Origin of the sequence: Pseudomonas sp. KK18 (genome assembly GCF_037094675.1) — a bacterium.
GTDB lineage: Bacteria > Pseudomonadota > Gammaproteobacteria > Pseudomonadales > Pseudomonadaceae > Aquipseudomonas.
Genome location: NZ_CP146605.1, coordinates 3,907,424 through 3,929,650, shown reverse-complemented (window position 1 = coordinate 3,929,650; position 22,227 = coordinate 3,907,424). Strand labels below are relative to the sequence as shown.

General features: G+C 61.0%; 22 protein-coding genes. 10 read left to right on the top strand and 12 right to left on the bottom strand.

What is annotated here, in order from left to right:
* Positions 1–36: 36 nt before the first annotated feature.
* Positions 37–1,041: an inositol 2-dehydrogenase gene (gene iolG / locus V6607_RS17830; protein ID WP_102369211.1), complete on the top strand. Its 1,005-nt coding sequence runs from the start codon at positions 37–39 to the stop codon at positions 1,039–1,041.
* Between the two features lie 42 nt (positions 1,042–1,083).
* Here iolG and V6607_RS17825 read toward each other — a convergent pair whose 3' ends face one another.
* On the bottom strand, positions 1,084–2,250 hold the full coding sequence (locus V6607_RS17825) for a cystathionine gamma-synthase (protein WP_008436288.1): 1,167 nt from the start codon (positions 2,248–2,250) through the stop codon (positions 1,084–1,086).
* The gene (locus V6607_RS17820) at positions 2,247–3,623 is read right to left on the bottom strand and encodes a cystathionine beta-synthase (RefSeq protein WP_003215116.1); all 1,377 of its coding nucleotides are present in this window, start codon (positions 3,621–3,623) and stop codon (positions 2,247–2,249) included. Before V6607_RS17820 ends, V6607_RS17825 begins: the two co-directional genes overlap by 4 nt.
* A 265-nt stretch (positions 3,624–3,888) precedes the next feature.
* Here V6607_RS17820 and atzF point away from each other — a divergent pair, with 265 nt between their 5' ends.
* Positions 3,889–5,688 carry an allophanate hydrolase gene (atzF, locus tag V6607_RS17815; RefSeq protein WP_134326748.1) on the top strand — a complete coding sequence of 600 codons (1,800 nt, stop codon included), beginning with the start codon at positions 3,889–3,891 and terminating at the stop codon, positions 5,686–5,688.
* A 2-nt stretch (positions 5,689–5,690) separates the two neighbouring features.
* A complete protein-coding gene (locus V6607_RS17810; RefSeq protein ID WP_008436291.1) occupies positions 5,691–6,377 on the top strand; it encodes a GntR family transcriptional regulator in 687 nt (228 codons plus the stop codon).
* Between the two features lie 165 nt (positions 6,378–6,542).
* Here the strand turns inward: V6607_RS17810 and dapA are convergent, their stop codons facing one another.
* Together dapA and V6607_RS17800 are read right to left on the bottom strand one after the other, a co-directional pair.
* The gene (gene dapA / locus V6607_RS17805) at positions 6,543–7,406 is read right to left on the bottom strand and encodes a 4-hydroxy-tetrahydrodipicolinate synthase (RefSeq protein WP_134326747.1); all 864 of its coding nucleotides are present in this window, start codon (positions 7,404–7,406) and stop codon (positions 6,543–6,545) included.
* A gap of 292 nt (positions 7,407–7,698) precedes the next feature.
* Complete coding sequence (locus V6607_RS17800; protein ID WP_134326746.1) at positions 7,699–8,667, bottom strand: alpha/beta hydrolase; 969 nt, start codon at positions 8,665–8,667, stop codon at positions 7,699–7,701.
* A gap of 96 nt (positions 8,668–8,763) precedes the next feature.
* Between V6607_RS17800 and V6607_RS17795 the strand changes: the two genes are divergently transcribed.
* Positions 8,764–9,243 (top strand): VOC family protein, encoded by a 480-nt coding sequence (locus tag V6607_RS17795; RefSeq protein ID WP_003215129.1) that lies wholly within the window; start codon positions 8,764–8,766, stop codon positions 9,241–9,243.
* A gap of 13 nt (positions 9,244–9,256) precedes the next feature.
* Here V6607_RS17795 and V6607_RS17790 read toward each other — a convergent pair whose 3' ends face one another.
* Both V6607_RS17790 and V6607_RS17785 read right to left on the bottom strand, forming a co-directional pair.
* Entirely contained in the window at positions 9,257–10,420 is a 1,164-nt protein-coding gene (locus V6607_RS17790) for a GGDEF domain-containing protein (protein WP_134326745.1), read from the bottom strand.
* Positions 10,421–10,490: 70 nt separating this feature from the next.
* Positions 10,491–11,111 (bottom strand): LysE family translocator, encoded by a 621-nt coding sequence (locus V6607_RS17785; protein ID WP_008436300.1) that lies wholly within the window; start codon positions 11,109–11,111, stop codon positions 10,491–10,493.
* Between the two features lie 240 nt (positions 11,112–11,351).
* On the opposite strand from V6607_RS17785, the gene V6607_RS17780 reads away from it, so the two are divergent.
* A complete protein-coding gene (locus V6607_RS17780; RefSeq protein ID WP_134326744.1) occupies positions 11,352–11,918 on the top strand; it encodes a hypothetical protein in 567 nt (188 codons plus the stop codon).
* Between the two features lie 175 nt (positions 11,919–12,093).
* Here V6607_RS17780 and V6607_RS17775 read toward each other — a convergent pair whose 3' ends face one another.
* Together V6607_RS17775 and V6607_RS17770 are read right to left on the bottom strand one after the other, a co-directional pair.
* Positions 12,094–13,239, bottom strand: a complete 1,146-nt coding sequence (locus V6607_RS17775; protein WP_134326743.1) for a serine hydrolase domain-containing protein — start codon at positions 13,237–13,239, stop codon at positions 12,094–12,096.
* Positions 13,240–13,310: 71 nt separating this feature from the next.
* Complete coding sequence (locus V6607_RS17770; protein WP_134326742.1) at positions 13,311–14,378, bottom strand: fatty acid desaturase; 1,068 nt, start codon at positions 14,376–14,378, stop codon at positions 13,311–13,313.
* A 315-nt stretch (positions 14,379–14,693) separates the two neighbouring features.
* Between V6607_RS17770 and V6607_RS17765 the strand changes: the two genes are divergently transcribed.
* A complete protein-coding gene (locus tag V6607_RS17765) occupies positions 14,694–15,257 on the top strand; it encodes a recombinase family protein (RefSeq protein WP_008436314.1) in 564 nt (187 codons plus the stop codon).
* Between the two features lie 158 nt (positions 15,258–15,415).
* On the opposite strand, the gene V6607_RS17760 is transcribed toward V6607_RS17765, so the two are convergent.
* Entirely contained in the window at positions 15,416–15,952 is a 537-nt protein-coding gene (locus V6607_RS17760) for an AAA family ATPase (RefSeq protein ID WP_134326741.1), read from the bottom strand.
* A gap of 121 nt (positions 15,953–16,073) precedes the next feature.
* Here V6607_RS17760 and V6607_RS17755 point away from each other — a divergent pair, with 121 nt between their 5' ends.
* On the top strand, positions 16,074–16,442 hold the full coding sequence (locus V6607_RS17755) for a hypothetical protein (protein WP_008436319.1): 369 nt from the start codon (positions 16,074–16,076) through the stop codon (positions 16,440–16,442).
* A gap of 16 nt (positions 16,443–16,458) precedes the next feature.
* Here the strand turns inward: V6607_RS17755 and V6607_RS17750 are convergent, their stop codons facing one another.
* On the bottom strand, positions 16,459–17,340 hold the full coding sequence (locus V6607_RS17750; protein WP_134326740.1) for a LysR family transcriptional regulator: 882 nt from the start codon (positions 17,338–17,340) through the stop codon (positions 16,459–16,461).
* A gap of 122 nt (positions 17,341–17,462) precedes the next feature.
* Between V6607_RS17750 and V6607_RS17745 the strand changes: the two genes are divergently transcribed.
* Complete coding sequence (locus tag V6607_RS17745) at positions 17,463–18,593, top strand: epoxide hydrolase family protein (protein ID WP_134326739.1); 1,131 nt, start codon at positions 17,463–17,465, stop codon at positions 18,591–18,593.
* Here V6607_RS17745 and argC read toward each other — a convergent pair.
* The gene (argC, locus tag V6607_RS17740) at positions 18,577–19,509 is read right to left on the bottom strand and encodes an N-acetyl-gamma-glutamyl-phosphate reductase (RefSeq protein WP_134326738.1); all 933 of its coding nucleotides are present in this window, start codon (positions 19,507–19,509) and stop codon (positions 18,577–18,579) included. The genes V6607_RS17745 and argC overlap by 17 nt on opposite strands.
* A gap of 112 nt (positions 19,510–19,621) precedes the next feature.
* Between argC and V6607_RS17735 the strand changes: the two genes are divergently transcribed.
* Complete coding sequence (locus V6607_RS17735; RefSeq protein ID WP_134326737.1) at positions 19,622–20,506, top strand: LysR family transcriptional regulator; 885 nt, start codon at positions 19,622–19,624, stop codon at positions 20,504–20,506.
* A 61-nt stretch (positions 20,507–20,567) separates the two neighbouring features.
* Here V6607_RS17735 and V6607_RS17730 read toward each other — a convergent pair whose 3' ends face one another.
* Positions 20,568–21,203, bottom strand: coding sequence for an HAD family phosphatase (locus tag V6607_RS17730; RefSeq protein ID WP_003215155.1), 636 nt, complete (start codon positions 21,201–21,203; stop codon positions 20,568–20,570).
* A 185-nt stretch (positions 21,204–21,388) separates the two neighbouring features.
* On the opposite strand from V6607_RS17730, the gene V6607_RS17725 reads away from it, so the two are divergent.
* On the top strand, positions 21,389–22,195 hold the full coding sequence (locus V6607_RS17725; protein ID WP_134326736.1) for an alpha/beta hydrolase: 807 nt from the start codon (positions 21,389–21,391) through the stop codon (positions 22,193–22,195).
* Positions 22,196–22,227: the final 32 nt, after the last annotated feature.

Genomic DNA, 22,227 nt, shown 5'->3' with positions numbered 1-22,227 from the left:
ATCTCCACACCCAATAACAATCCCAGGAGTTCGACCATGCTACGTATCGCTGTCCTTGGTGCAGGGCGCATCGCCAACATTCACGCGGCCAATGTCGCGGCCCATCCTGATGCCACTCTGGTGGTGGTCGCCGACCCCTGGCGGGAGGGCGTCGATGGCTTGGCTGCGCAGCTGGGTTGCGAGGCGGCCTATGACTGCGCAGCAGTGCTAAGTCGGGACGATATCGACGCGGTGGTGATTGGCACACCCACCGACACTCATATCGATTTGCTGCTGGCGGCCGTGTCCCAGGGCAAGGCCGTGCTGTGCGAGAAGCCCATTGACCTGGATTTCGCCAAGGCGCGGGCGGCGGCGCAAGCTGTGGAGCGCGAGGGCGGCAAAGTCATGCTGGGCTTCAACCGCCGCTTCGATCCCGACACGCTGCGCCTGCGCCAGGCCATCGACGCGGGGCAAATTGGTGCTGTGCGGCAGGTGATCATCACCAGCCGCGACCCGGGGTTGGCGCCACGGGATTACCTGGCACATTCCGGCGGCATCCTGCGGGACATGACCATTCATGACTTCGACATGGCGCGGCACCTGCTGGGTGAAGAGCCCATTGAAGTCGGCGCGATAGCCAGCCGGCTGGTAGATCCGAGCCTGGCGCAGATTGACGACTTCGACAGCGTGATGGTGCTGCTGCGCACCGCATCCGGGAAACAGTGCCATATCAACTGCTGTCGGGAGGCGGTCTACGGGTATGACCAGCGACTTGAGGTATCCGGGGCCAAGGGGGTGCTGCTCACGGATAACCATCGACCCAGCACCTTGCGCCATTGGAACCACGAGCACACCGAGGCGTTGGAGCCGTTGCAGCATTTCTTCCTGGAGCGTTATGCGGATGCCTACCGCAATGAGTTGGGGCAGTTTATCCAGGCACTGAGCGCGGGGCGCGCGCTGCCCACCAACATGCGCGATGGGCTGTATGCGTTGCACTTGGCGGACTGTGCGCTGGAGTCCATCAAGACCGGGCGAATGGTTGAGGTCAATTACGCTATTTAAGGTGTTGCCGGAGCGGGCATGCTCGCTCCGGCAGATTGCGCGTTAGATTTTTGCCAACGCCTGCGCCAGATCCGCCCGCAGGTCTTCCACATCCTCAACCCCCACCGACAACCGCACCAACCCATCACCAATCCCCAGCTGCGCCCGGGTCGCTGCCGGGATGCTCGCATGGGTCATGATCGCCGGGTGCTCGATCAGGCTTTCAACGCCCCCCAGGCTTTCAGCCAACGCAAAGATCTTCACGTTTTCCAGGAAGCGTGTCGCTCCTGCCAGGTCGCTTTTCAGGTCCACCGAAATCATCCCGCCAAACCCGCGCATCTGCCGGCGTGCCAGCTCATGCTGCGGGTGTGATGCCAGGCCTGGGTAATAAACCCGCGCCACTTGCGGCTGTTGCTCCAGCCATGTCGCCAGTTCCAGCGCATTGCTGCAATGGCGCTCCATGCGCAGCGCCAGGGTCTTCACCCCGCGCAAGGTCAGGAATGCGTCGAACGGCCCGGCAATCGCGCCCACGGAGTTCTGCAGGAAGCCCAGGCGCTCGGCCAGTTCAGGATTCTGGCCCACCACCGCAATGCCGCCGATTACATCGGAGTGGCCGTTGAGGTACTTGGTGGTGGAGTGCACCACGATGTCGAAACCCAGCTCCAGCGGGCGCTGGATCCACGGGCTGGCGAAGGTGTTGTCGGCCACGCAGATGATGCCCCGGGCCTTGCAGATGCGGGAGATGGCACTGAGATCGGTCAGGCTCAGCAGCGGGTTGCTCGGGGTTTCGACCCAGACCATCCGCGTGTCGTCCTGCAACGCCGCTTCGAAGGCCGACAGGTCGGTCAGGTCGACGAAGCTGAAGCGATGCCCGGCGCTGCGCTGGCGCACTTTGTCGAACAGGCGGAAGGTGCCGCCGTACAAATCATTGCCGGAAACCACGTGGGAACCGGCGTCGAGCAGTTCCAGCACGGTGGAAATCGCCGCCAGCCCGGAGGCGAACGCGAACGCCTGGGTGCCGCCTTCAAGGTCGGCCACGCAGCGTTCCAGGGCAAAGCGCGTCGGGTTGTGGGAGCGTCCGTAGTCAAAGCCTTTGTGAACGCCGGGGCTGTCTTGCAGGTAGGTGGAGTTGGCGTAGATCGGCGGCATCAGCGCCCCGGTGGTCGGGTCCGGGGATTGCCCGGCATGGATCACGCGGGTGGCGAAGGCGCTTTTATCGTGCTGGGTCATGCAAGGGATCTCCGTAGGTGATTGAGCAGGTCGACGCGGGTGATCAGGCCGTGAAAGCCCGAGGCGTCGGCAATGATTGCCACCAGCCCGCGATCCAGCTCGGCCTGCAATTGCGCAAGGCTGGCGCTGGGTGCGAGGGTGTGAAGGGCGTTGGTCATGGCGCTGCCCACGGTCATGGAAAAGTGCGCGGCGTTCTGATGCAGGCCGAGCAATACATCCGACTCGTCGAGCACCCCCACCAGTTGCTTGCCGTCCACCAGCACCGGCAGCTGTGAGACGTCGGCCAGGCGCATGCGCTGGAAGGCGGTGAGCAGGCTGTCGTCGGGGCCGACGCTGATCACCCGGCCATCCTCGAAACGACGGGCGATCAGGTCGCGCAGGTCGCCGTAGTGTTTGTATTGCAGCAGGCCGGCGTCGTTCATCCATTGGTCGTTGTAGACCTTCGACAGGTAGCGCGTGCCGGTGTCGCAGACGAAGGTGACCACGCGCTTGGGCTCGGTCTGTTCGCGGCAATAACGCAGGGCGGCGGCCAGCAGGGTGCCGGTGGAGGAGCCACCGAGAATGCCTTCGGCCCGCAGCAGTTGGCGGGCGTGGTCGAAGCTTTCTTCGTCGCTGATGGAATAGGCGTGGCGCACGCTGGAGAGGTCGGCGATGGAGGGGATGAAGTCTTCGCCGATACCTTCCACGGCCCACGAGCCGGGTTCGGTCATGGTGCCGCTGCGGCTGTATTCGGCCATTACCGAGCCCACCGGGTCGGCCAGCACCATGGCCAGGTCGGGTTGCACGCGCTTGAAGAAGCGCGTCAGGCCAGTGAGGGTGCCAGCCGAGCCAACGCCAACCACGATGGCATCCAGGTCATGTTGGGTCTGGGCCCAGATTTCCGGGGCGGTGCTGGTCTCATGGGCCAGGGGGTTGGCCGGGTTGTTGAACTGGTCGGCGAAGAACGAATCGGGAATGTCCTTGGCCAGTCGCGCCGCCACATCCTGGTAATACTCGGGATGGCCCTTGCCGACATCCGAGCGGGTGATGTGCACCTCGGCGCCCATGGCTTTCAGGTGCAAGACTTTCTCGGTGGACATCTTGTCCGGCACCACCAGCACCACCCGGTAGCCTTTGGCGCGTCCCACCAGGGCCAGGCCGAGGCCGGTATTGCCGGCGGTGGCTTCGATGATGGTGCCGCCGGGGCGCAGGCGGCCATCCCGCTCGGCGGCGTCGATCATGGCCAGGCCAATGCGGTCCTTGATGGAGCCGCCGGGGTTCTGGGATTCAAGCTTGAGGAACAGCGTGCACGGGCCGGTATCGAAGCGGCTGACCCGCACCAGCGGGGTATTGCCAATCAGTTCGAGCACGGCGGGGCGGGAAGCGGTGGGCATGTCGTCACCTGGCTACGGAAAGGGCGTATGGGATGGACAGCAGCGTTTACAACATGGTTTCGAACATAGGCCGGTATCGGGCCGCTCGCAACCGCGCGGCCGCCAGAATGTCTTTTTTTGGCGCATTGCTGCTTCATGACGGAGCACGGCTGGAGGCGATCCATCGGTGGGTTTTCTGTCAACCTCACGTATTCATTGGCTTGCAGCTGATTGGCCCAGGGTTTGCTAAAAGAAATCCAAACTTGGATACAAGATGGAATCCTCAATGCGCAACGAACAACTCGGCTGGACCCTGGGTGAATGGCAAGCTGCCTACCGCAGCCAGGCGCTGACTCCCGACATCCTGTTGACCCTGGCGAGCACGTTTCCCGCCGAGGACAACGCCTGGATCAGCCAGGTGCAACCGCAGCAATTGCGTGACCAGTTGGCGCAGTTGGCCGAGCGGCTTGCGGCGGTCAATGGCGATATCGACCAGTTGCCGTTGTATGGCGTGCCGTTTGCCATCAAGGACAACATCGATGCGGCGGGTTGGGAAACCACGGCGGCGTGTCCTGAGTTTGCCTATACCGCCGCGGCGGATGCCTCGGTGGTGGCGCGGTTGCGGGCGGCCGGGGCGATCCTGATGGGCAAGACCAACCTCGATCAGTTCGCCACCGGCCTGGTGGGTACACGCTCGCCCTACGGCGCGGTGGGCAACAGTTTTAACCCGGACTATGTCAGCGGCGGTTCCAGTTCGGGTTCGGCCTCGGTGGTTGCCCGCGGGCTGGTGGCGTTTTCCCTGGGCACCGACACCGCCGGTTCCGGGCGGGTGCCGGCGGGCTTCAACAATATCGTCGGGTTGAAGCCGACCAAGGGACGCTTGTCCAACACCGGACTGGTGTCGGCCTGTCGTACCGTGGACTGTATTTCGGTGTTTGCGCTGACGGTTGAAGATGCCGAGACGGTTGCGGGCGTCGCTGCTGCTTACGACGCCAGCGATGCCTATTCACGCGTCAACCCCAACACTGCTCCCGTAGCGGTCGGCGCCACGATCAAGCTGGCAGTGCCGGCCAGCCTGGAGTTTTTTGGCGATGCGCAGAATCAGGCGGTGTTTGAACAGGCACTGCTCAGGTTCCAGTCCCTCGGCGCCGAAATCACGGCGGTGGATTTCAGCCCGTTTCAGCAACTCGCCGAGCAGCTCTATTACGGCTCCTGGGTTGCGGAGCGCACGGTGGCACTGGAAGGCATGCTCGCCAGCAACGCCGAAGCGATCAACCCGGTGGTGCGTGGCATTGTGGAAAACGGCCACACTTACAGCGCCTGCGATGCCTATAAAGCCGAATACCTGCGCGCCGAACTGAGCCGCCGCATCAACGATACCCTGGCCGGTTTCGACGCCTTGCTGGTGCCGACATCGCCGACGATCCGCACCCTGGCGGAAATGGCCGTGGAGCCGGTGCTCTACAACTCGCAGTTTGGCTTCTACACCAACTTCACCAACCTGGCCGACCTCTCGGCACTGGCCGTGCCCGCCGGGCTGCGCAGCGACAGGCTGCCGTGCGGCATCACCCTTATCGCGCCGGCCTGGCACGACGCCGCCCTGGCGCATCTGGGCAAGCGTTGGCAGGCCGGCCTTGATCTTCCGCTGGGCGCTACCCAACGCAATCTGCCGCAACCGGCACCGGCGCGACAGGCGCCCGGCAGCGTGCGGGTGGCGGTGGTTGGGGCGCATCTCACCGGGATGCCGCTGAACTTCCAGCTGACCAGCCGCAACGCCGTGCTGGTGGAGCAAACCCTGACAGCGAGCAACTACCGCCTGCATGCACTGCCGGGCACGGTTCCGCCCAAGCCGGGGCTGGCCAGGAATGACTCGGGCCGCTCGATCATCGTCGAGCTGTGGGACATGCCTGTCGCCCGCTTTGGTGAGTTCGTCGCCGAGATTCCCGCGCCGCTGGGCATCGGCAACCTCACCCTGGCGGACGGGCGCAGCGTGAAGGGTTTTATCTGCGAGCCCTGGGCCCTGGCAGGCGCCACCGACATCACCGAATTCGGCGGCTGGCGCGCGTACATGGCGAGCAGGAACTAGGCATGCAGCTCTCAACCACGAGAAAACCCGGCGAACGGCCGGACAGCCTGGCGGAACGGGTCTACCAGCAGGTGAAGGACGACATCTTCGGCTTTCGCCTGCTGCCGGGTGATCGCTTCAGCGAAGGCGACGTGGCCGAGCGCATGCAGGCCAGCCGCACGCCGGTGCGCCAGGCGCTGTATCGGCTGGAGCGGGAAGGGTACCTGGAGGTGTTTTTCAGGAGTGGCTGGCAGGTGCGGCCGTTCGACTTCAACTATTTCGAAGAGCTTTACGACGTAAGAATCGTGCTGGAGTTGGCCGCCGTCAGCCGCTTGTGTGGCATGGCGGAGCAGGGGCTTGAACGGCTTGAAGCGATCTGGCGGGTGGACGAAAGTGCCCGGCTGGATGACGCACAGGTCGTCTGCGCGCTGGATGAGGAGTTCCACTGCGGGTTGGTGCAGGCCACGGGCAACGCTGAAATGGCGCGCATGCATTACGAGATAACCGAGAAAATCCGCATCATTCGGCGGCTGGATTTCACTCAGCAATCACGTATTGCAGCGACCTATGAGGAACATGCAAGCATCCTCGATGCGATCTCGGCACGGCACCGCGATCTGGCGCAGCAACTGCTCAAGACTCACATCGAGGTGAGCAAGCAGGAGGTGCGCAAGATCACGTTGCATCGGTTGGCGGTGGCGAGAGGATAAGCCCTCGTATCGACGAGTCAGCCCGCCCCCTGTGGCGAGGGAGCTTGCTCCCGCTGGGGTGCGAAGCGCCCCCAAAACCGGTCACCCCATTTTACCTGGCGAAAACGCGGTGCCTGAATTGGGGCTGCTGCGCAGCCCAGCGGGAGCAAGCTCCCTCGCCACGGGTTATTGCCGCACGCCTAATACTTGCTGCAACCGATTTGTCACCGTCTCACTCGCCCCCAACATCGGCGCCCGCAACTCACTGCCGATCAAACCCTCCATCGCCAGCGCGGCCTTCACCGGCGCCGGATTGGGCTCCACGAACATTGTGTGAATCAACGGCAGCAGCCCGAAAAACGTCTCGCGAGCCGCCAGCAACCGGTTGTCGCGAACCTGTCGATGCAGCGCCACAAAATCTGCGGTACGCACATGCGCCGACGCGGCAATCGCGCCGGTCGCTCCCAGGCACAGCGCGTTGAATATCTGCACATCCTCGCCACACAACACATCCACATTCCCGCTGGCCAGCAGCGCCAGGGTATTGGCCAGGTTGCCGCCACAATCCTTGATCGCGACGATCCGTTCATGGGCGACGATGTTCAGCAACGTCGCCTGTTCGAAGGCGATACCGGTGCGGTAGGGAATGTCATACAGAATGATCGGCACACTGGACGCATCGGCCACGGTGCGGAAGAACGCCTCAAGGCCCGCCTGGGACGGGCGGATGTAGCTCGGCGGCGGTACCAGCAAACCGGCCACCGGGCGTTGCAGGATTTCACTCTGGAACTGCAGCAGCTCAATCTGGTTATACCCCGCCAGGCCCATTACCACCTGCTGCGGCGGTACCAGTTCCAGTACGGCATCCAGCATCGCCAACTGCTCACGGCGGCTCAGTGCTGCGGCTTCGCCGGTGGTGGTACAGACCATGATCCCGGCCGCGCCTTGTTCCAGCAGATGGCAGACCAGGCGGCGCAAGCCGATGAAGTCGATAACGCCGTTATGAAACGGTGTAACGACGGGAACCCAGATACCTTGAAACGATGACATGCGCTTTCTCCTGATGGTTGACCGATTTCGTCACCGTCAGAAGGGCAGAGGGAAGTAAGCAAGAGGAGGGGGCCTTCGCGCTCAATGTCCTGTCAGCTCATCTGACGGGACAGCGCGCCCCGGTCACATGAGCGACTGTTTCTTCGATTTGAGGGCGTGCGCAACGCAACCTTGCGCCTTGGCAATCAAGCCAATGACGGAAAAGTTGAAGGTCGTTGCAGACATTGAGGACACACCCTGAAGAAGGCGCTTATCTTTATGGATTATTACAGGGTGTGTCAACTCACGGCGATCAGTCGCGGTTCAACCAGTGGCGCACGAAACGCACCTGCTCTGCCGACAGTTCTGCGTCTTCCGGCGCGCCGATGAAACCGCCGTGGGGCATTGCTTCAAAGATGTGCAGTTCCACCGGTACCTCGGCCCGGCGCAGCGCCCGGTGCAGGCGTACGGCGTTGGACAGGAACAGGTCGCGGGTGCCGCTTTGCACGAACGTCGGCGGGAAGCCTGGTGCGAAATCCCCGAACAGCGGCGACAGGTACGGGTGAGACAAATCCGCGCCAGCGGCGTACAGCAGGTTGGTGCTCATCAGCGGGTTGGGCAACACCACGTCGACGGTGCGGTTGACCTGGAAGCTGTCGCCCGATTCGGTCAGGTCCACTTCAGGTGACAGCAATACCAGCGCGGCCGGCAGCGGCAAGCCTTCGTCGCGGGCGCGCAGCACCATGGCAGCGGCGAGGTTGCCTCCGGCCGAGCGTCCGCCGATCACGATCTTGTCCGGGGTGTGGTGCTTCAGCACATGCCGGTAGGTGGCCATACAGTCATCGAGTGCCGCCGGGTACGGATGGTCAGGCGGCATGCGGTAGTCCACGCCGTAGCAGGTCAGGTTGTGCAGGTCGGCGTGCTTGCCGGCGGCGAGGCGGGCGTTTTCGCCGCCGCCGAACACCAGGGCGCCGCCGTGCAGGTCGATATAGGCGAACTCGGCCCCGTATGCCGGCGTCGCCCGGTACACGGTGGCGTCTTCCACGGTGAATGTCTCAACGTGGTCTGCCGTCTGTCCCGCCTGGGACGCCGCGTACTGTTGGGCAACTGCGGCCTGCATGCGGCGCCAGCCAGCGTGGTCATCGGGTGCGGGCAGGGTGTACAGGCTGTTCAGCGGCACGCCATCGGCGTTCACCATGCGTTGCAGCATCGCCTGGGCCTCGGGGCTGATGGACCGCGGAACCGGGATGATTCGCGGGTCGATCCTTACACCATTACTCATTCTCTGCACCGTTTGGGTTCATGTCAGGACGCGAACGCATTCTTGTCGGTAGCGGTACTACACTGCAAGTCCGAACCTCCACGCTGGAGAACACTCATGCTCAACAAAAACACGGTGTGCCTTTGGTACGACGGCAGCGCACTGGACGCTGCCAACTTCTACGCCAGGACCTTCCCGGACAGCGCAGTGACCGCGGTCCATCACGCCCCCGGGGATTATCCGGCGGGCAAACAGGGCGATGTGTTGACCGTGGAATTCACCGTCATGGGTATTCCTTGCCTGGGGCTGAACGGAGGCTCCGGCGTGCAGCACAACGAGGCGTTTTCGTTCCAGGTGGCCACCGACGACCAGGCGGAAACCGACCGCTTGTGGCACGCGATTGTCAGCCATGGCGGCCAGGAAAACGTCTGCGGCTGGTGCCAGGATAAATGGGGGGTGAGATGGCAGATTACCCCGCGTGTACTGAGCGCGGCGATCACCCATCCCGACCCGGCAGCGGCCAAGCGGGCGTTTGATGCGATGATGGGGATGACCAGGATTGATATAGCGGGGATTGAGGCGGCGCTCAAAGGTTGATGCACCGATTGAGTCAATCGGCGCCCACCGCAGTCCGGTCCACCAGACGAATACGGTTGCGTCCGCCACGCTTGGATTCATACAGCGCCTCGTCGCCTTGCTCGATCAAGGCCGCGAGGCTGGCGGGCGGCGTGTCGAACAGGCTGGCGCCGATGCTCAATGTCACCGCCTCGGGCGTGGCGAACGCCTGCGAGGCAGCCTGATGAAACTGTTCGCGCAGGGCGCTGCCCAGCGCGACAATGCGCGCGTTCGAGGTGTCATTAAGCAGGATCACGAACTCGTCGCCACCCAACCGCGCCGCCAGCGAATCATCGGGCAACTGCGCGCGAATCATCTCGCTCAGGGCCACCAGCAGCCGGTCGCCCGCGGTATGGCCGTACAGGTCGTTGATCAGCTTGAAATTGTCGATGTCGATCAACAGCAGGGCACCCGGCCGGGCCTGCGAGACCTCGCTCAGCAGGCTCGGCGCGCGCATTTCAAGGGCGCGGCGGTTGTACAGCGCGGTCAACGGGTCGCGGGCGGCCAACCGTGCAATCTGTTCCTCACGGCGGTAGCGCTCGGTGCCGGTCATCGACAATGCAATCAGCATGATCGCCATGGCGCCTTCCACCAGCGACACCTGAATGATCTCGCCACGAAACGCCGTCAGGTCGATCAGTGTCCCCGGCACGATCGCCACCAGCGACTTGGCCAGATAGAACAGCCCGTGGGCCAGCAGCACATAGCGCAGTTGCACCGCGCCCACGCTGAGTGATCGGCCATGGGGGCGCAACAGGAAACTGGCCCGCAGGGTCGGCAGGGCAACCAGCAGCGAGTTGGCCAGCAGCATGGCCCTCGACCACGACTGTCCTTCCGGCAACAGCAGCATCGCAAACCAGGCCACGAACATCAGGTACCAGGCGCGAGACAGGCGCACCTGGGTGAAACGCGCAACGCCCAGCAGGAACAGCCAGTGGGCGGTGATCAGCAACCCGTTGGCGAACCAGATGCCGATCAACAGCAGGCCGCTGGCCCGCAACAGCGCCAGGGTGCTGCCCACGCTGATGATGGCGAAACCGGCAGTCCAGTACAGCAGCGATGGCTCGCGGACATTGCGCCACTCGACGGCCAGGTACAGCGCGGCGGCGCCTGCCAGTGCGATGGTGAGGACCAGTATGGTGATGGGGTCGAGCGCCATGGGCGAACTGGCCTGCCTGAGTTGCGGTGAGACGGCGATTGTAAGCGTTTTCGTCGGTTTTTCGCAGTGCTCAGGCCCTGCGCGCCATCAGCAATACCGTCGCGGCGGCCGACAACAACCCCGCACAGCAGCGGTTGAAAATCCGCTTGCCCCGAGGCTGCGCGAACCAGCGGCGCATATGCAAACCCATATAGGCGTAGGCGCTGATGGCGAACCATTCCAGCGCCAGGAACATCGCTCCCAGCAGGGCAAATTGCGGCGTGATCGGATGTGCCGGGTCGACGAATTGCGGCAGGAAGGCGGTAAAAATCAGGATTGCCTTGGGATTGCCGGCGGCCACCAGGAACTCCTGTCGCGCCAAGGCCCACAAGCCCGCCTTGGGCGCCGTCGACTCAGCCTCCGCGTGCGGATTGGACCGCCACAGTTGATACGCCAGATAAAATAGATACGCCGCCCCCAGGATCTTGATCCCGTAGAACAACAACTCCGAGGTTTGCAGCACCACCGCCAGCCCGGCGGACGCGAGGGCGATCATCCCGGCAAAGGCCAGCAGTCGCCCGACGCCTGCCAGGCACGAAGTGCGGTAGCCGTAGCGGGTGGAGTTGCTCACGGACAGCAGGTTGTTCGGGCCTGGCGCCATGTTCAGGGCGAAGCAGGCCGGGAGGAAGAGGGTGAGGGTGGCGAGGTCCATGGGGGGCTCCGGCGGGCGCTGGCAGGTAAGGCCACGAGGATAAGGGATGTGAGGCGGTTGAACAATTTGCGCTAATGGGTAGAACCGATGGCGCTCTGGCCATGTCTGTGAGTCGTGGGTAAATAGATCGGTCACCATGACGCTCATTCGTTAATATGCCCGGCATGCCAATCGGGTAAAGGAAGTTGGCGTGAAGCACGAAGCGCTTTTCCCGGGAATTAAAAATAGAGTAGGCAGGGAATGGAATATCCTTCATTTGAAAACAAATCAAAGAAAAGAACCTTGTTGTTGGTGGTGTGTCTGTTATTTGGAGTATGGATTGCTTATACGCTCTGGGCCGGTCGCATTGTAATGCGAACGGTTTTAATGCCATCGATTCCCGAGTGGACGACCTATATAGTCATTGGTTGTCTGGTTGGACTCTTTTTTGCTGCAAGGGCCACCTACTATCGTCCGGCTGTAAGAAACCCGAACCGTGTTGGAGAATCTTTTTTTGGTGGTTTTTGCCTGGGTCTGATTTTGTCCTTGCACAGTTATGACGTCGTTACGTACCTGTTGCCCGGCGACATTGTTCAGTATGCGTCACCTTACGAGCTGGTGACTCCGGGGCCCTACGTTGGAAAGTTCAGTCGTTGTGAGGCGGGTCTGCGGATTAAGGATTTAAAGACTGAGCGCTGGGTTGCGCTTTGTACCACTCAGTCGGAATTCAACGATCAAAGAAAGACAGGCATGAATGCAGTGTGGGTGACTGCTCATTCAAACAAGATAGGTTCTTATATCAAGGCGTATGAATTTATTTATAAATAAATCATGTCGTCGTTGTACCGGCCTTCGTTCATAAGCCAATGACTCATTGTTGGCCGGGAGGGGAAGGTTTCGGTTTGCCATCAGCCACTTGTGTCGTGCCACAAACTTGCTGCGTTGCATTCGGCAGTATTGCGCCCCCTTGAAAGCCTCAGATGAACAGATCCGCCCCTTGCCTTCAAAGCGACGCATAGACAAGGGATGAAAGTCGGCGTGGGCGTGGATCAATCATCGAATGGCTGCCCGAAGTCGTGGTGACAAAACCGAAGCTCACTTGTTTTTCGGGATCAGCGAAACTGATCGGGCCACCAAGCCCGATATGGCCAAAGGTGTTCGGGCCCATTGCATGGGAAGCCGTCGGGTCGCGTTGCTGCTCGAGCATGCAACCCAATCCATAACGCATGGGGCGCATCCATACTCGATCCATGCCATGACTGTGCTCACGGCTGAATTCAGTAAGCAGCTCGGGACCGATAAAGTTTCCTGCCATCAATGCACTGTAGAAACCGGCCAGGCCGTGAGCCGAACCGTGTCCACACACGGCGGGTTGCCGGTAGGCCCACCAGCGAGGGTCACTGGTTCGTCTGGGCACCATTCCGGGGTTGGTGAAGGCGAGCGTCGCGATATGCGACGGCTCGTTTTTCACCACGGTTCGCAACGCCTGCGAGTAAGGGTCACCGACTCGTCCCGTAGCACTGTCGAAACGCGCGATACGATGAAAGTGTTCTTCGTTCACGCCAAGGTGCACGTCCAACTCATGGGGATCGAGAATCTCTTCGTGGATAAACACACAGGGATCTCGTCCGTCCACCCGGCGAATCAACTCTCCGAGGATCCAGCCAAACGTGGTGGTGCCGTAGCCCAGGTCTGTTCCCGGTTCCCACCACAGTGGCTCGGCCTCCAGCAGTCGCAGCATATGCTCCCAGTCATACATCATGGGGTTGTGGTCGGGCCCCCGCAGCGCCGGCAGGCCTGCGGTATGGTTCATCACCTGGCGCAGGGTGACCTTTGCTTTCCCGCTCCGGGCGAACTCGGGCCAGTAACGGGCCACGGGTGCATCCAGCTCCAGCTTGCCCGCCTCAACCAACATCAGGACGGCCACCGCGACATAGGGTTTTATTACGCAGAAGGTATTGGCCAGCGTATCGCGGGTCCAGGGTTTCGTCCCCGCCTGGTCTGCCATGCCGGCCCACAGGTCGACAACGATCTCTGCGCCTACCTGCACGCACAGGCCGGCCCCACGTTCCTGCGGATCATCGAACATGTCCTCGAAGGCCTGCTTGACCGCTTCAAACTGCTTCGCACATATCCCTTGCGCTTTCATACCTCAACGTCCTCGTATTTGAAGTGCGGCCCTTGATACTTGCCGAACACCGATAATGGTTGTGGAGGAATTCACCCACGAGACCGAGTTTGGGAGTGCTCCATGGAAAAGCGATTGGCTCGTTTGTAGGTGCCGAAGTCATTGAACCTGACACCGGCCTGGGCCATGACTTTATGAGCATAAGGTGCCGTCATCTGACGCAGATAAAACGGGTCTCTCACCACGAAGTGATGGATGCTGTGAGTGCTGCCAAAGTTAAAACAGAACAACTGGAACGGCCACAGCCACCAAGGGTTCATCACCTGGGTTTGTTGTAATGCGTTACGCGGGGCAACATCGCCGTAATAGTGCATATTTGAACTTATAAAGAACAGGCAGAACTGCCGTATCATATTGGGCGCTATAAGAATAACTACTGCACTATTTACGATATCCATTAGTTCCAGCGTCGTAGCAGCGCTGTGAACCTCCATCCCGGTAATTGACCCAAGCCAGACATACAGGTGGTAGCCGAGGAACACATACCAGCACCCCCAATACAGAAGCCCGAATGGTGTATTGAGCCGAATGATCTTGCCTAACAATTTTACCTTTTGCCGCCATCCCGGGGCAAACACCGCATTTAGAAAACCAAATACAAAGCCGTCCACCAGTTTCAGTAATCGCAGTATTCCCCAAGGACTGCCGCTCGTGGTGATCCAGGCTTCAACATCAGAATCAGTTCCGGACTCCTTATGGTGATGAAAGTGCAGATTACGTCTTAGCCACGGGCTGGGCATACCCGGGCGTGCCAGCCAGCAGAAGAGCATCATGGCATTATGGGCCAGCGGCTGTTTTCTAAAATAAAGGCGATGAATCAGGTCATGTTCGATTTCATGAATGAACGAAGTCAGCAGCGCATTGACCAGAATACACATCCATGCGGGGATAAAACCCTTTAGATAGAGCCCTCCCGTAATGACCATCCCTATCAAAGAAAACGCCATGACACTCGCGCCCAGAGCATCCTGGTGCAGCAGGATCGGATAACGCTTTCGCAGGTAGTTCCCATGATCGGTAATACTGCGGGTTACCTTATCAATCTTTTCCTGATCGGTAGTTGGGCGATCAATTTCGATGGCGCCTTCCAAGACATTCATCCATTCATCCTCTGATTGCATCGAGAAATTAACAGTCGCGTCAAGCCGCTCATGTCAATTATTTGAGCTGTAAAACAGTAGATACTCATATGGGTTGCTTGAATTGCACGGGGCACTCAAGAAATACGAAATCGACTTTTTTGCGAAAAGCTTGTTAGAATTCCATGCTTCAAAATGATAAGGGAAGTTCAACTCTTTGCAACTGTGTATTTTGGGTGGGTTCAGTGTTACAAGTGCGGTGTAAGGAATTGATGATTTAGTTACAGTTTGTACAAGTATAAAATGACGCTGTACAAGTATTGCCAAGGAGGCACCATGAGATTGCATCGCATCAAATATGTCCGGCGCGCTCTAAAAGAGCCCGAGGGTGGCGTAGAGAAAATAACAAGCGACGATGTATTTGATGCCGTGTTTTGCGATGAGCCGGCAGACAATGCCGCGAATCCTGCAGGCCTGGAAAGGCTACTCCGCTACCTGCAGTGCGGGGATACCGTGGTGGTGGACAGCATGGCAGCGCTGACTTCAAGCACGGAGCAGCTGTGCGCCATCATTCGCCGGTTGATTGAAAAGCAGGTCACGTTGGAGTGTTTGAACGAAAACCTGGTTTTCCGGCATGACTGTCTTGAAGTCGTGGAGTCGATCATTGCGGTAATGGAGCTGATTGCAGAGTTCGAGCGCGCTGCGATGAGGGAAAGACAGGCGGCGGGAATTGCCAGTGCAAAGAATCGTGGGACTTATAGAGGTCGCAAGAAAAAGCTGTCTGACAATCAGGTTGTAAACTTAATTGACCGGGCCACTGCAGGAGAAAGTAGATCCAAATTGGCGCGTGATTTTGAAATCAGTCGGCAGACGCTCTATCGGTACTTGAGATCCAGATAGGGGCTTCTACAGGTCGCACGAGGGAGCGGCTACCAACAAGATCCTACAGTTGAAAAAACCTGTAGGACGGCATGGCGCGAAAGCGGTGGAAGTCTTGCCATCATTGATTTCTTCACTGGCAAGACGACCCACTATCGCGGCCAACGCTCCTGCTCCATTTATTCAAGGCAGCCTTCAGATGCTGCGGGCAAGCGCTCGAAAAACTCGGCGATCTGCCGGCCACCGCGCAGGTGCACCACGGGCACCGACGGGCCTGCCGCCAACCGCACCGCCTCGATACCTGGCCGGTGGCCGCGATCAAACGTCCACACGTACTTCAGGAATGTCAGGAACTCCCGGTCGAGTTTCTCGGTACAGCCGGCGGGAATATCCGGGCGCGGGCGGTTCAGCGCACTGCGCAGGATCACCCGGGTAAAGCAGGTGAGCCGTGGCGTGTCGAGCCAGATGATCAAATCGGCACGGGGCAGGCGCAGGTCGAACGTGCGCCGCGCATAGTTGCCTTCACACACCCAGCCATCGGCGGCAACGGCGTCGCGCACGCGGGTACGGAACTGCTCGGCGTCGGGCTCGACCCAGCCGGGCGACCAGAACAGGGTGTCCAGGTGCACCACGGGCAGGCCCAGGCGTTGTCCGAGGGCGCGGGCGAGGGTGGATTTTCCGCTGCCCGCATTACCGAGAATCACGATGCGTTGCATGAAGGGACGTCCTGTCGCGGGAAAGCCCACAATTGTGCAGGTTTTACATGACCGACAAAAGCCATATGAGGTAGGTTGGGCGCCCCGGAATGGACCCTCTCGACCAAGGAAGCGCCTGTCAATGCCAAATGCCTTTTGCCAAATCAGCGAACGCCTGGACAACCGCCGGTTTATCGTCGCGGGCAACACCCATGGTGTGTCCGGTACAGGCACCGTGTTTCATTACCACGTCGATGAAAACGCCATCTGGGGCACCTACCAGGGCGGCCGGATTCGCATGGGCAATCAAGTCGGGCGCGCCACAGGCCCCGATACCATCGAGTTGCTGTACCAGTGCCTGACCACCGAGGGCGAGATTCTTGCCGGCTGGTCCCGGGGCACGCTAGGCGTGGATGACGCCGGGCGTACCACCCTGGCCTTCGTCTGGGGCTGGTTGTCGGGCGCGACGGGAGGCGGGGAGTCGAGCTACGTCGAACTCGTTGCCGAGTAATCATGCAATTTCGCGCCTACTGGAACCGCTCAACCAGGTAGTCGACAAAACACCGGACCCGCGCCGGCGTGTGGGTACCGCCGAGGAACACGGCATGGATCTCTTCGCCATCGCCTGGATTGAATGCCTCCAGCAGCGGCACCAGCCGACCCGCCTGAATGGCGTCCGCCACGGTCTCGGCGCAGACCCGCGCGATGCCGATGCCCTCGGCCGCCAATTGGCCCTGGGTGTCACCGTTATTGGTTTCGACATGGCCCTTGATCGTCAGTGAATAGTCGTGGCCATCCTTGCGAAACGGCCAGGTGGGCGCCGCACGCTTGAAGTTGAAACCGATGCAGTCTTGATCCAGCAGGTCTTCCGGCACCTGCGGCGTGCCGCGTCGTGCCAGATAGCTCGGCGCAGCAATGATGACCTTGTGGGTGGCGCCCAGCCGGCGGGACGTCAGGCTGCTGTCGGGCAGCGGGCCCAATCGCACTGCGACGTCGGCTTGCCCGGCGGCGATGTCGACCACGGTGTCGGTCAGGTTGATGTCCACCAGGATGTCCGGGTAACGCTGAATGAACTCGCCCAACAACGGGATCACGAAGGTCCTGCCATACAGCAGCGAACTGCTGACCCGCAGGCGCCCGCGGGGTGAACTCTGGTCGGTAATCTGCTGTTCGGTTTCCCGCAGGTCCGTGAGGATCCGCCGGGCGCACGACAGATAGGCGGCGCCCTCCGGGGTCACGGTCAGTGAGCGCGTGGTTCGCAGCAACAGGCGTACGCCGAGCCGGGCTTCCATGCGGTCCAGCACCCGCGCGATGGAGGAGGGCGCAAGGTTCAAGCGACGCGCGGCCGCGGAGAAACTCGCGGTCTCGGCCACGAGGGTAAAGATTTCCAGTTCGTCCGTTATGTCCACGGGAAACTCACTTGTGCGTTTTTCGCAAAGGCCTTGAGCGGCGTAATGGGGTTCACATCGGTTTTTGTCGGGGTCAGTATTGCGTAAAGCAATGTAATACGGAAACTCACCAGGAGAATCCCATGATCTTGCCCTACACCATCAATATCCCCGACGAACGTCTTGTGGCCATCCGCGACAAAGTCGCCGCCTACGATTGGACCCAGCTTCCCGATTTGGGAGGGTGGAAGTCGGGCGTTGGCGTGCGCGACCTTCAGCGCCTGGTCGCTTACTGGCTGGAATCCTATGATTGGCGCCGGGTCGAAAAACACCTCAACCAACTGCCCAACTTCATCACCGGGATTGAGGGCGAGCACCTGCATTTTCTCCATGTGCGGGGCGACGGTTCCAGGCCGCCGATCCTGCTGCTCCATGGCTGGCCAGGTTCGTACCTGGAGTTCGAGGCGCTGCTGGAACCGCTGGCGGCTGACGGACACGATGTGATCGTGCCGTCGCTTCCGGGGTTTGCATTCTCCAGGCCGATCACCGGAGTGATTGGCCCACGTCGGGCGGGCGAACTCATGCATGGGCTGATGGCCCGGCTGTTCGGGCCAACCCGCTTCATCGTTCAGGGCGGTGACTGGGGTTCGGGCATCGCCGGTTGGATGGCCCACGATCGGCCCGAGGCGTTACTGGGGATTCACCTGAACATGGCCGACCTGCTGGCCCAGGGCACCGTTGCGACCACGCCGGAGGAGGAGGCTTTCGTCGCCCGGCGTGACGTGCTGATCGACTGGGAAACCGGCTACAACCACCAGCAGGAAACCCGCCCGCAGACCCTGGGTGTCGCGCTGGCCGACAGCCCGGTGGGGGCCGCGGGATGGATCCTCGAAAAAATCGGCACATGGGCCGATCTGCCCACTACCGCCGATGGCAGCCCGGATCTCTGGGGCACCTTTACCGAGGAGCAACTGCTGACCAACATCATGTTGTATCTCGCGCCATCTTCCATGGTCACCGCGACGTGGATGTATCACGGCAAGCGCCTTGAGGGATCGTCAAAATTCCCGGCCGGCACCCGCATCCAGGTGCCGACCGGATTTGCCGCCTTTCGTGATCCGGTGTTCGTGCCGCCGCCGCGCTCATTTGCCGAAAAGACCTTCAACATCGTGCACTGGAGCGAGATGCCCGCCGGCGGTCACTTCGCGGCCTGGGAGCAGCCGGCGTTGATGCTGGCGGACCTGCGCGCCTTTATCGCTACGGTCTCGGCTTGATCATCAAATCCAGGTTTTGCACGGCGGCACCTGCGGCGCCCTTGCCGAGGTTGTCGAATATCGCCGCCAGCAGGACCTGGCCCGTCTCGTGGTTTTCACACACGATCAGGCGTACATCGTCCGTGCCGTTCAGCGCTTGAGGGTCAAGGTAGGTCAGCTCCTTGGCGGTCTGCATCGACAGCACCTGGACGTGATTCGTATCGCGGTAGTGCTGAGTCAAACAGTCATGCAACCGCGAGCCATTCACACCCGGCGCCAATAACCGAAGTTGCAGGGGGATGGTCAATACGATCCCCTGGCGAAAAGCCCCGTAGGCCGGCACAAAGGTCGGCCTTTCCGTCAGCCCGCTTTGCTGCTGAATCTCCGGCACATGCTTGTGTGCCAGTCCCAGCCCATACACCAGGAACGCGGGCGCCTGTGAGGCGTCGGCGCCCTCATGCTCCTGCACCCCGGCGCGGCCCTTGCCGGAATAGCCCGAGACGGCATGAATGGTCGTCGGGTAGTCCCCGGGCAGCAGCCCGGCCTCAAGCAACGGGCGCAACAAACCAATCGCGCCGGTGGGATAGCAACCGGGATTGCTCACCCGCTGCGCCGTGGCAATGCGTTGCGCCTGTTGCGGGTTCATCTCGGCGAAACCGTAGGTCCAGTCGGGATGAGTGCGGTGTGCCGAACTCGCGTCGATCACCCGCACGGCCGGATTGTGGATGCTGGCGACGGCGTCCCGTGCGGCGTCGTCGGGCAGGCAGAGAATCGCGATATCGCAGGCGTTGATCATCTCGGCGCGCTGCTGCGGGTCCTTGCGGTGTTCAGGGCTGAGGGTGATCAGTTGCAGATCGGTGCGGTCGCGCAGGCGTTGATGGATCTGTAGCCCGGTGGTGCCTTGGTCGCCGTCGATGAATACAAGAGGATTTGCCATGGGATGCACTCGGATAGGAAATCAGGTGTTCCAATCTTCGGCCAGCCGCTAGGATAGGAAAAGTTGAATTTCCAAACGATGAAGTTCAGTTTTTATGAACGAGGATTGACCCATGCGCGAAATCAGCCTGGACCGCCTGCGTACGTTGGTGGCGATTGCCGACCTCGGTTCGTTCGCCGAGGCAGCCCGCATGCTCAACCTGGCGCCACCCACCGTCAGCCTGCATATCGCCGACCTGGAGGCGCGAGTGGGCGGCAAGCTGCTATCGCGTACCCGTGGGCGGGTGCAGCCTTCAGCGATTGGCGAAACCCTGGTGGAGCGCGCGCGCCGCTTGTTGGCGGATGCCGAGCAGGCGCTTGAAGACGTGGAGCGACAGGTGCAGGGGCTGGCGGGGCGGGTGCGCCTGGGAGCCTCAACCGGAGCCATCGCACAGTTGCTGCCGCAAGCCCTGGAAACCTTGAGCCAACATCATCCCGCCATTGATGTGCAGGTGGCGGTGCTCACGTCGCAGGACACATTGAAGAAGCTGGCCGAGGGCGCCCTGGAGATCGGCCTGGTGGCGCTGCCCCAGGCACCGGTGAAGGGCTTGCGGATCGAGCCCTGGCGGCGCGACCCGGTCATGGCGTTTTTGCCGGCGCGCCGGGAATGCCCCGAGGTGGTAACACCCGCCTGGCTGGCTGCCCAGCCGTTAATCCTGAATGACAACACCACCCGGCTTTCGCGCCTGACCTCGGAGTGGTTTGCCAATGACGGCTACCAGCCGACGGCGCGTATTCAGCTGAATTACAACGACGCAATCAAAAGCCTGGTGGCCGCCGGTTACGGGGCCACGTTGTTGCCCCATGAAGCGTCCACGCCCTTGCACGACACCCGGATTGTGATGCGGCCATTGCAGCCGTTGTTGTGGCGCCAGTTGGGGATCGCCCATCGCGCCGGGGAGGTTGAGCGGCCTACGCAACATGTGTTGGACGTGTTGTGGGGATTGAGTGCGGGGTAGGGCGTCGTTGTCTGTGAACTGGGTGGCTGATCGGCGGTGATTGAGTAAGGCCGCAACAGGCCTATGAGGGCGGTGCGAGGTTCACGCCCTCAGCCTGTAGCTTGGCCAGTTCGGCAGACAGGGAGCTGCCCGCTGTCCATAGCACCGCATTCCAGCCCAGTTGCCTTGCCGCGACGACATTCGCAGGGGTGTCGTCTATCAGCAGCAATTGCTCTGGAGCGAAGCCCGAGAGAGCGGCTGTCTGTTCAAAGAAGTCCCGTTCAGGCTTGCGACTGCCCAGTGCCGCCGAATAATAGATGCCGTCAACGTGCGGGCCGAGGCCAAGTTGATCCATCAGGTAGGCCGACCGCAGGTGCTCCTGGTTGGTCGCCAGGAAGACCTTCGTACCTCTCTCGCGCAGTTGGGCGAGTGCTTCCAGCAACGGCCGGTTTAGCCTGGCGTCACTTGCAAACCAATAGGCAATCAAGTCTTCGTGGGGAACGGACGGCGTAAGTCGCGCCAGTGCCAGCTTCAGTTGCTCGGCAAGCCCCGAGTGTCCGACGATGATGTCGCTCCAGTAAGGGCCAAAAAACTCGCGGTTCAAATCGGCGTTACTGATGCCCAGATCCGCTTCAATCTCAGATGCCCAAGGCCTGCCATCTGCAGGCCGCCCGTTAATCAGTACACCGTCTACATCGACCATTATCGCGTGGATCATCGTGCCGCTCTTCCCCGTGGTGGTTGTATGTACTGCAGATACCACGCTGCAATGCCATGATTCATACGATTGGCCTATGAATGCCTTCTTGAATCGGGAATTTACACCGGCATGAATATCCTTGAAATTGGCGGCTTTGGGCAGCTAATCCGTCCAGTGCGGTCGTCTTTCGAGGAATCAACACTATGTCGTCACCCGAACCGTTCACCCATACACGGCTTCTCCAGACGGTCGACGATGTACCGTTGAACATCGCCGCGATCCACCGCGCGGGTACCCTGGCGCCAATCGTGTTCCTGCATGGCTTTGGCTCGACCAAGGAAGATTACGCCGACATCGTCCAGCAACCTGCCTTCGACGGTCATCCATTTTTGGCTTATGACGCCCCGGGTTGCGGTGAGAGCCATTGCGATGACCTGTCGAAGATCTCCATCCCGTTCCTGCTGCAAACCGCCTTGCAGGTGCTCGAGCATTTCAACATCGAGCGCTTCCATCTGGTAGGCCACTCCATGGGCGGGCTTACCGCGCTGATGCTGGCGCACCAGTTCCCGGGCCGGGTGCTGAGCTTTGTTGATATCGAAGGCAATATCGCCCCGGAAGACTGCTTTCTCAGCCGGCAGATCGTCGACTACCCGGCGGACGATCCCGAGGCGTTTTTCAGCGCCTTTATCGAACGCACCCGGCAGGCACCGGCCTACGCCAGCGCGCTGTATTCGGCGAGCCTGCGGCACAAGGTGCGTGCCGGGGCGGTGCGGGGGATCTTCCAGTCGATGGTCGAACTGTCGGATAACGCCGACTTGATGGGCAAGTTCCTCGGCCTGGAATGCCCGCGCATGTTCATGTACGGCGAGCAGAATGCCCATTTGTCGTACCTGGCGCATATCCAGGCGCAAGGCGTGCGGTTGGCGCCGATTGCCCGGTGCGGGCACTTCCCGATGTACTCCAACCCGATCGCGATGTGGCAGCAGATTGCGGACTTTCAACACGGCTGATACCCATCGCCAACGATCGCCCAGGCCCGAAA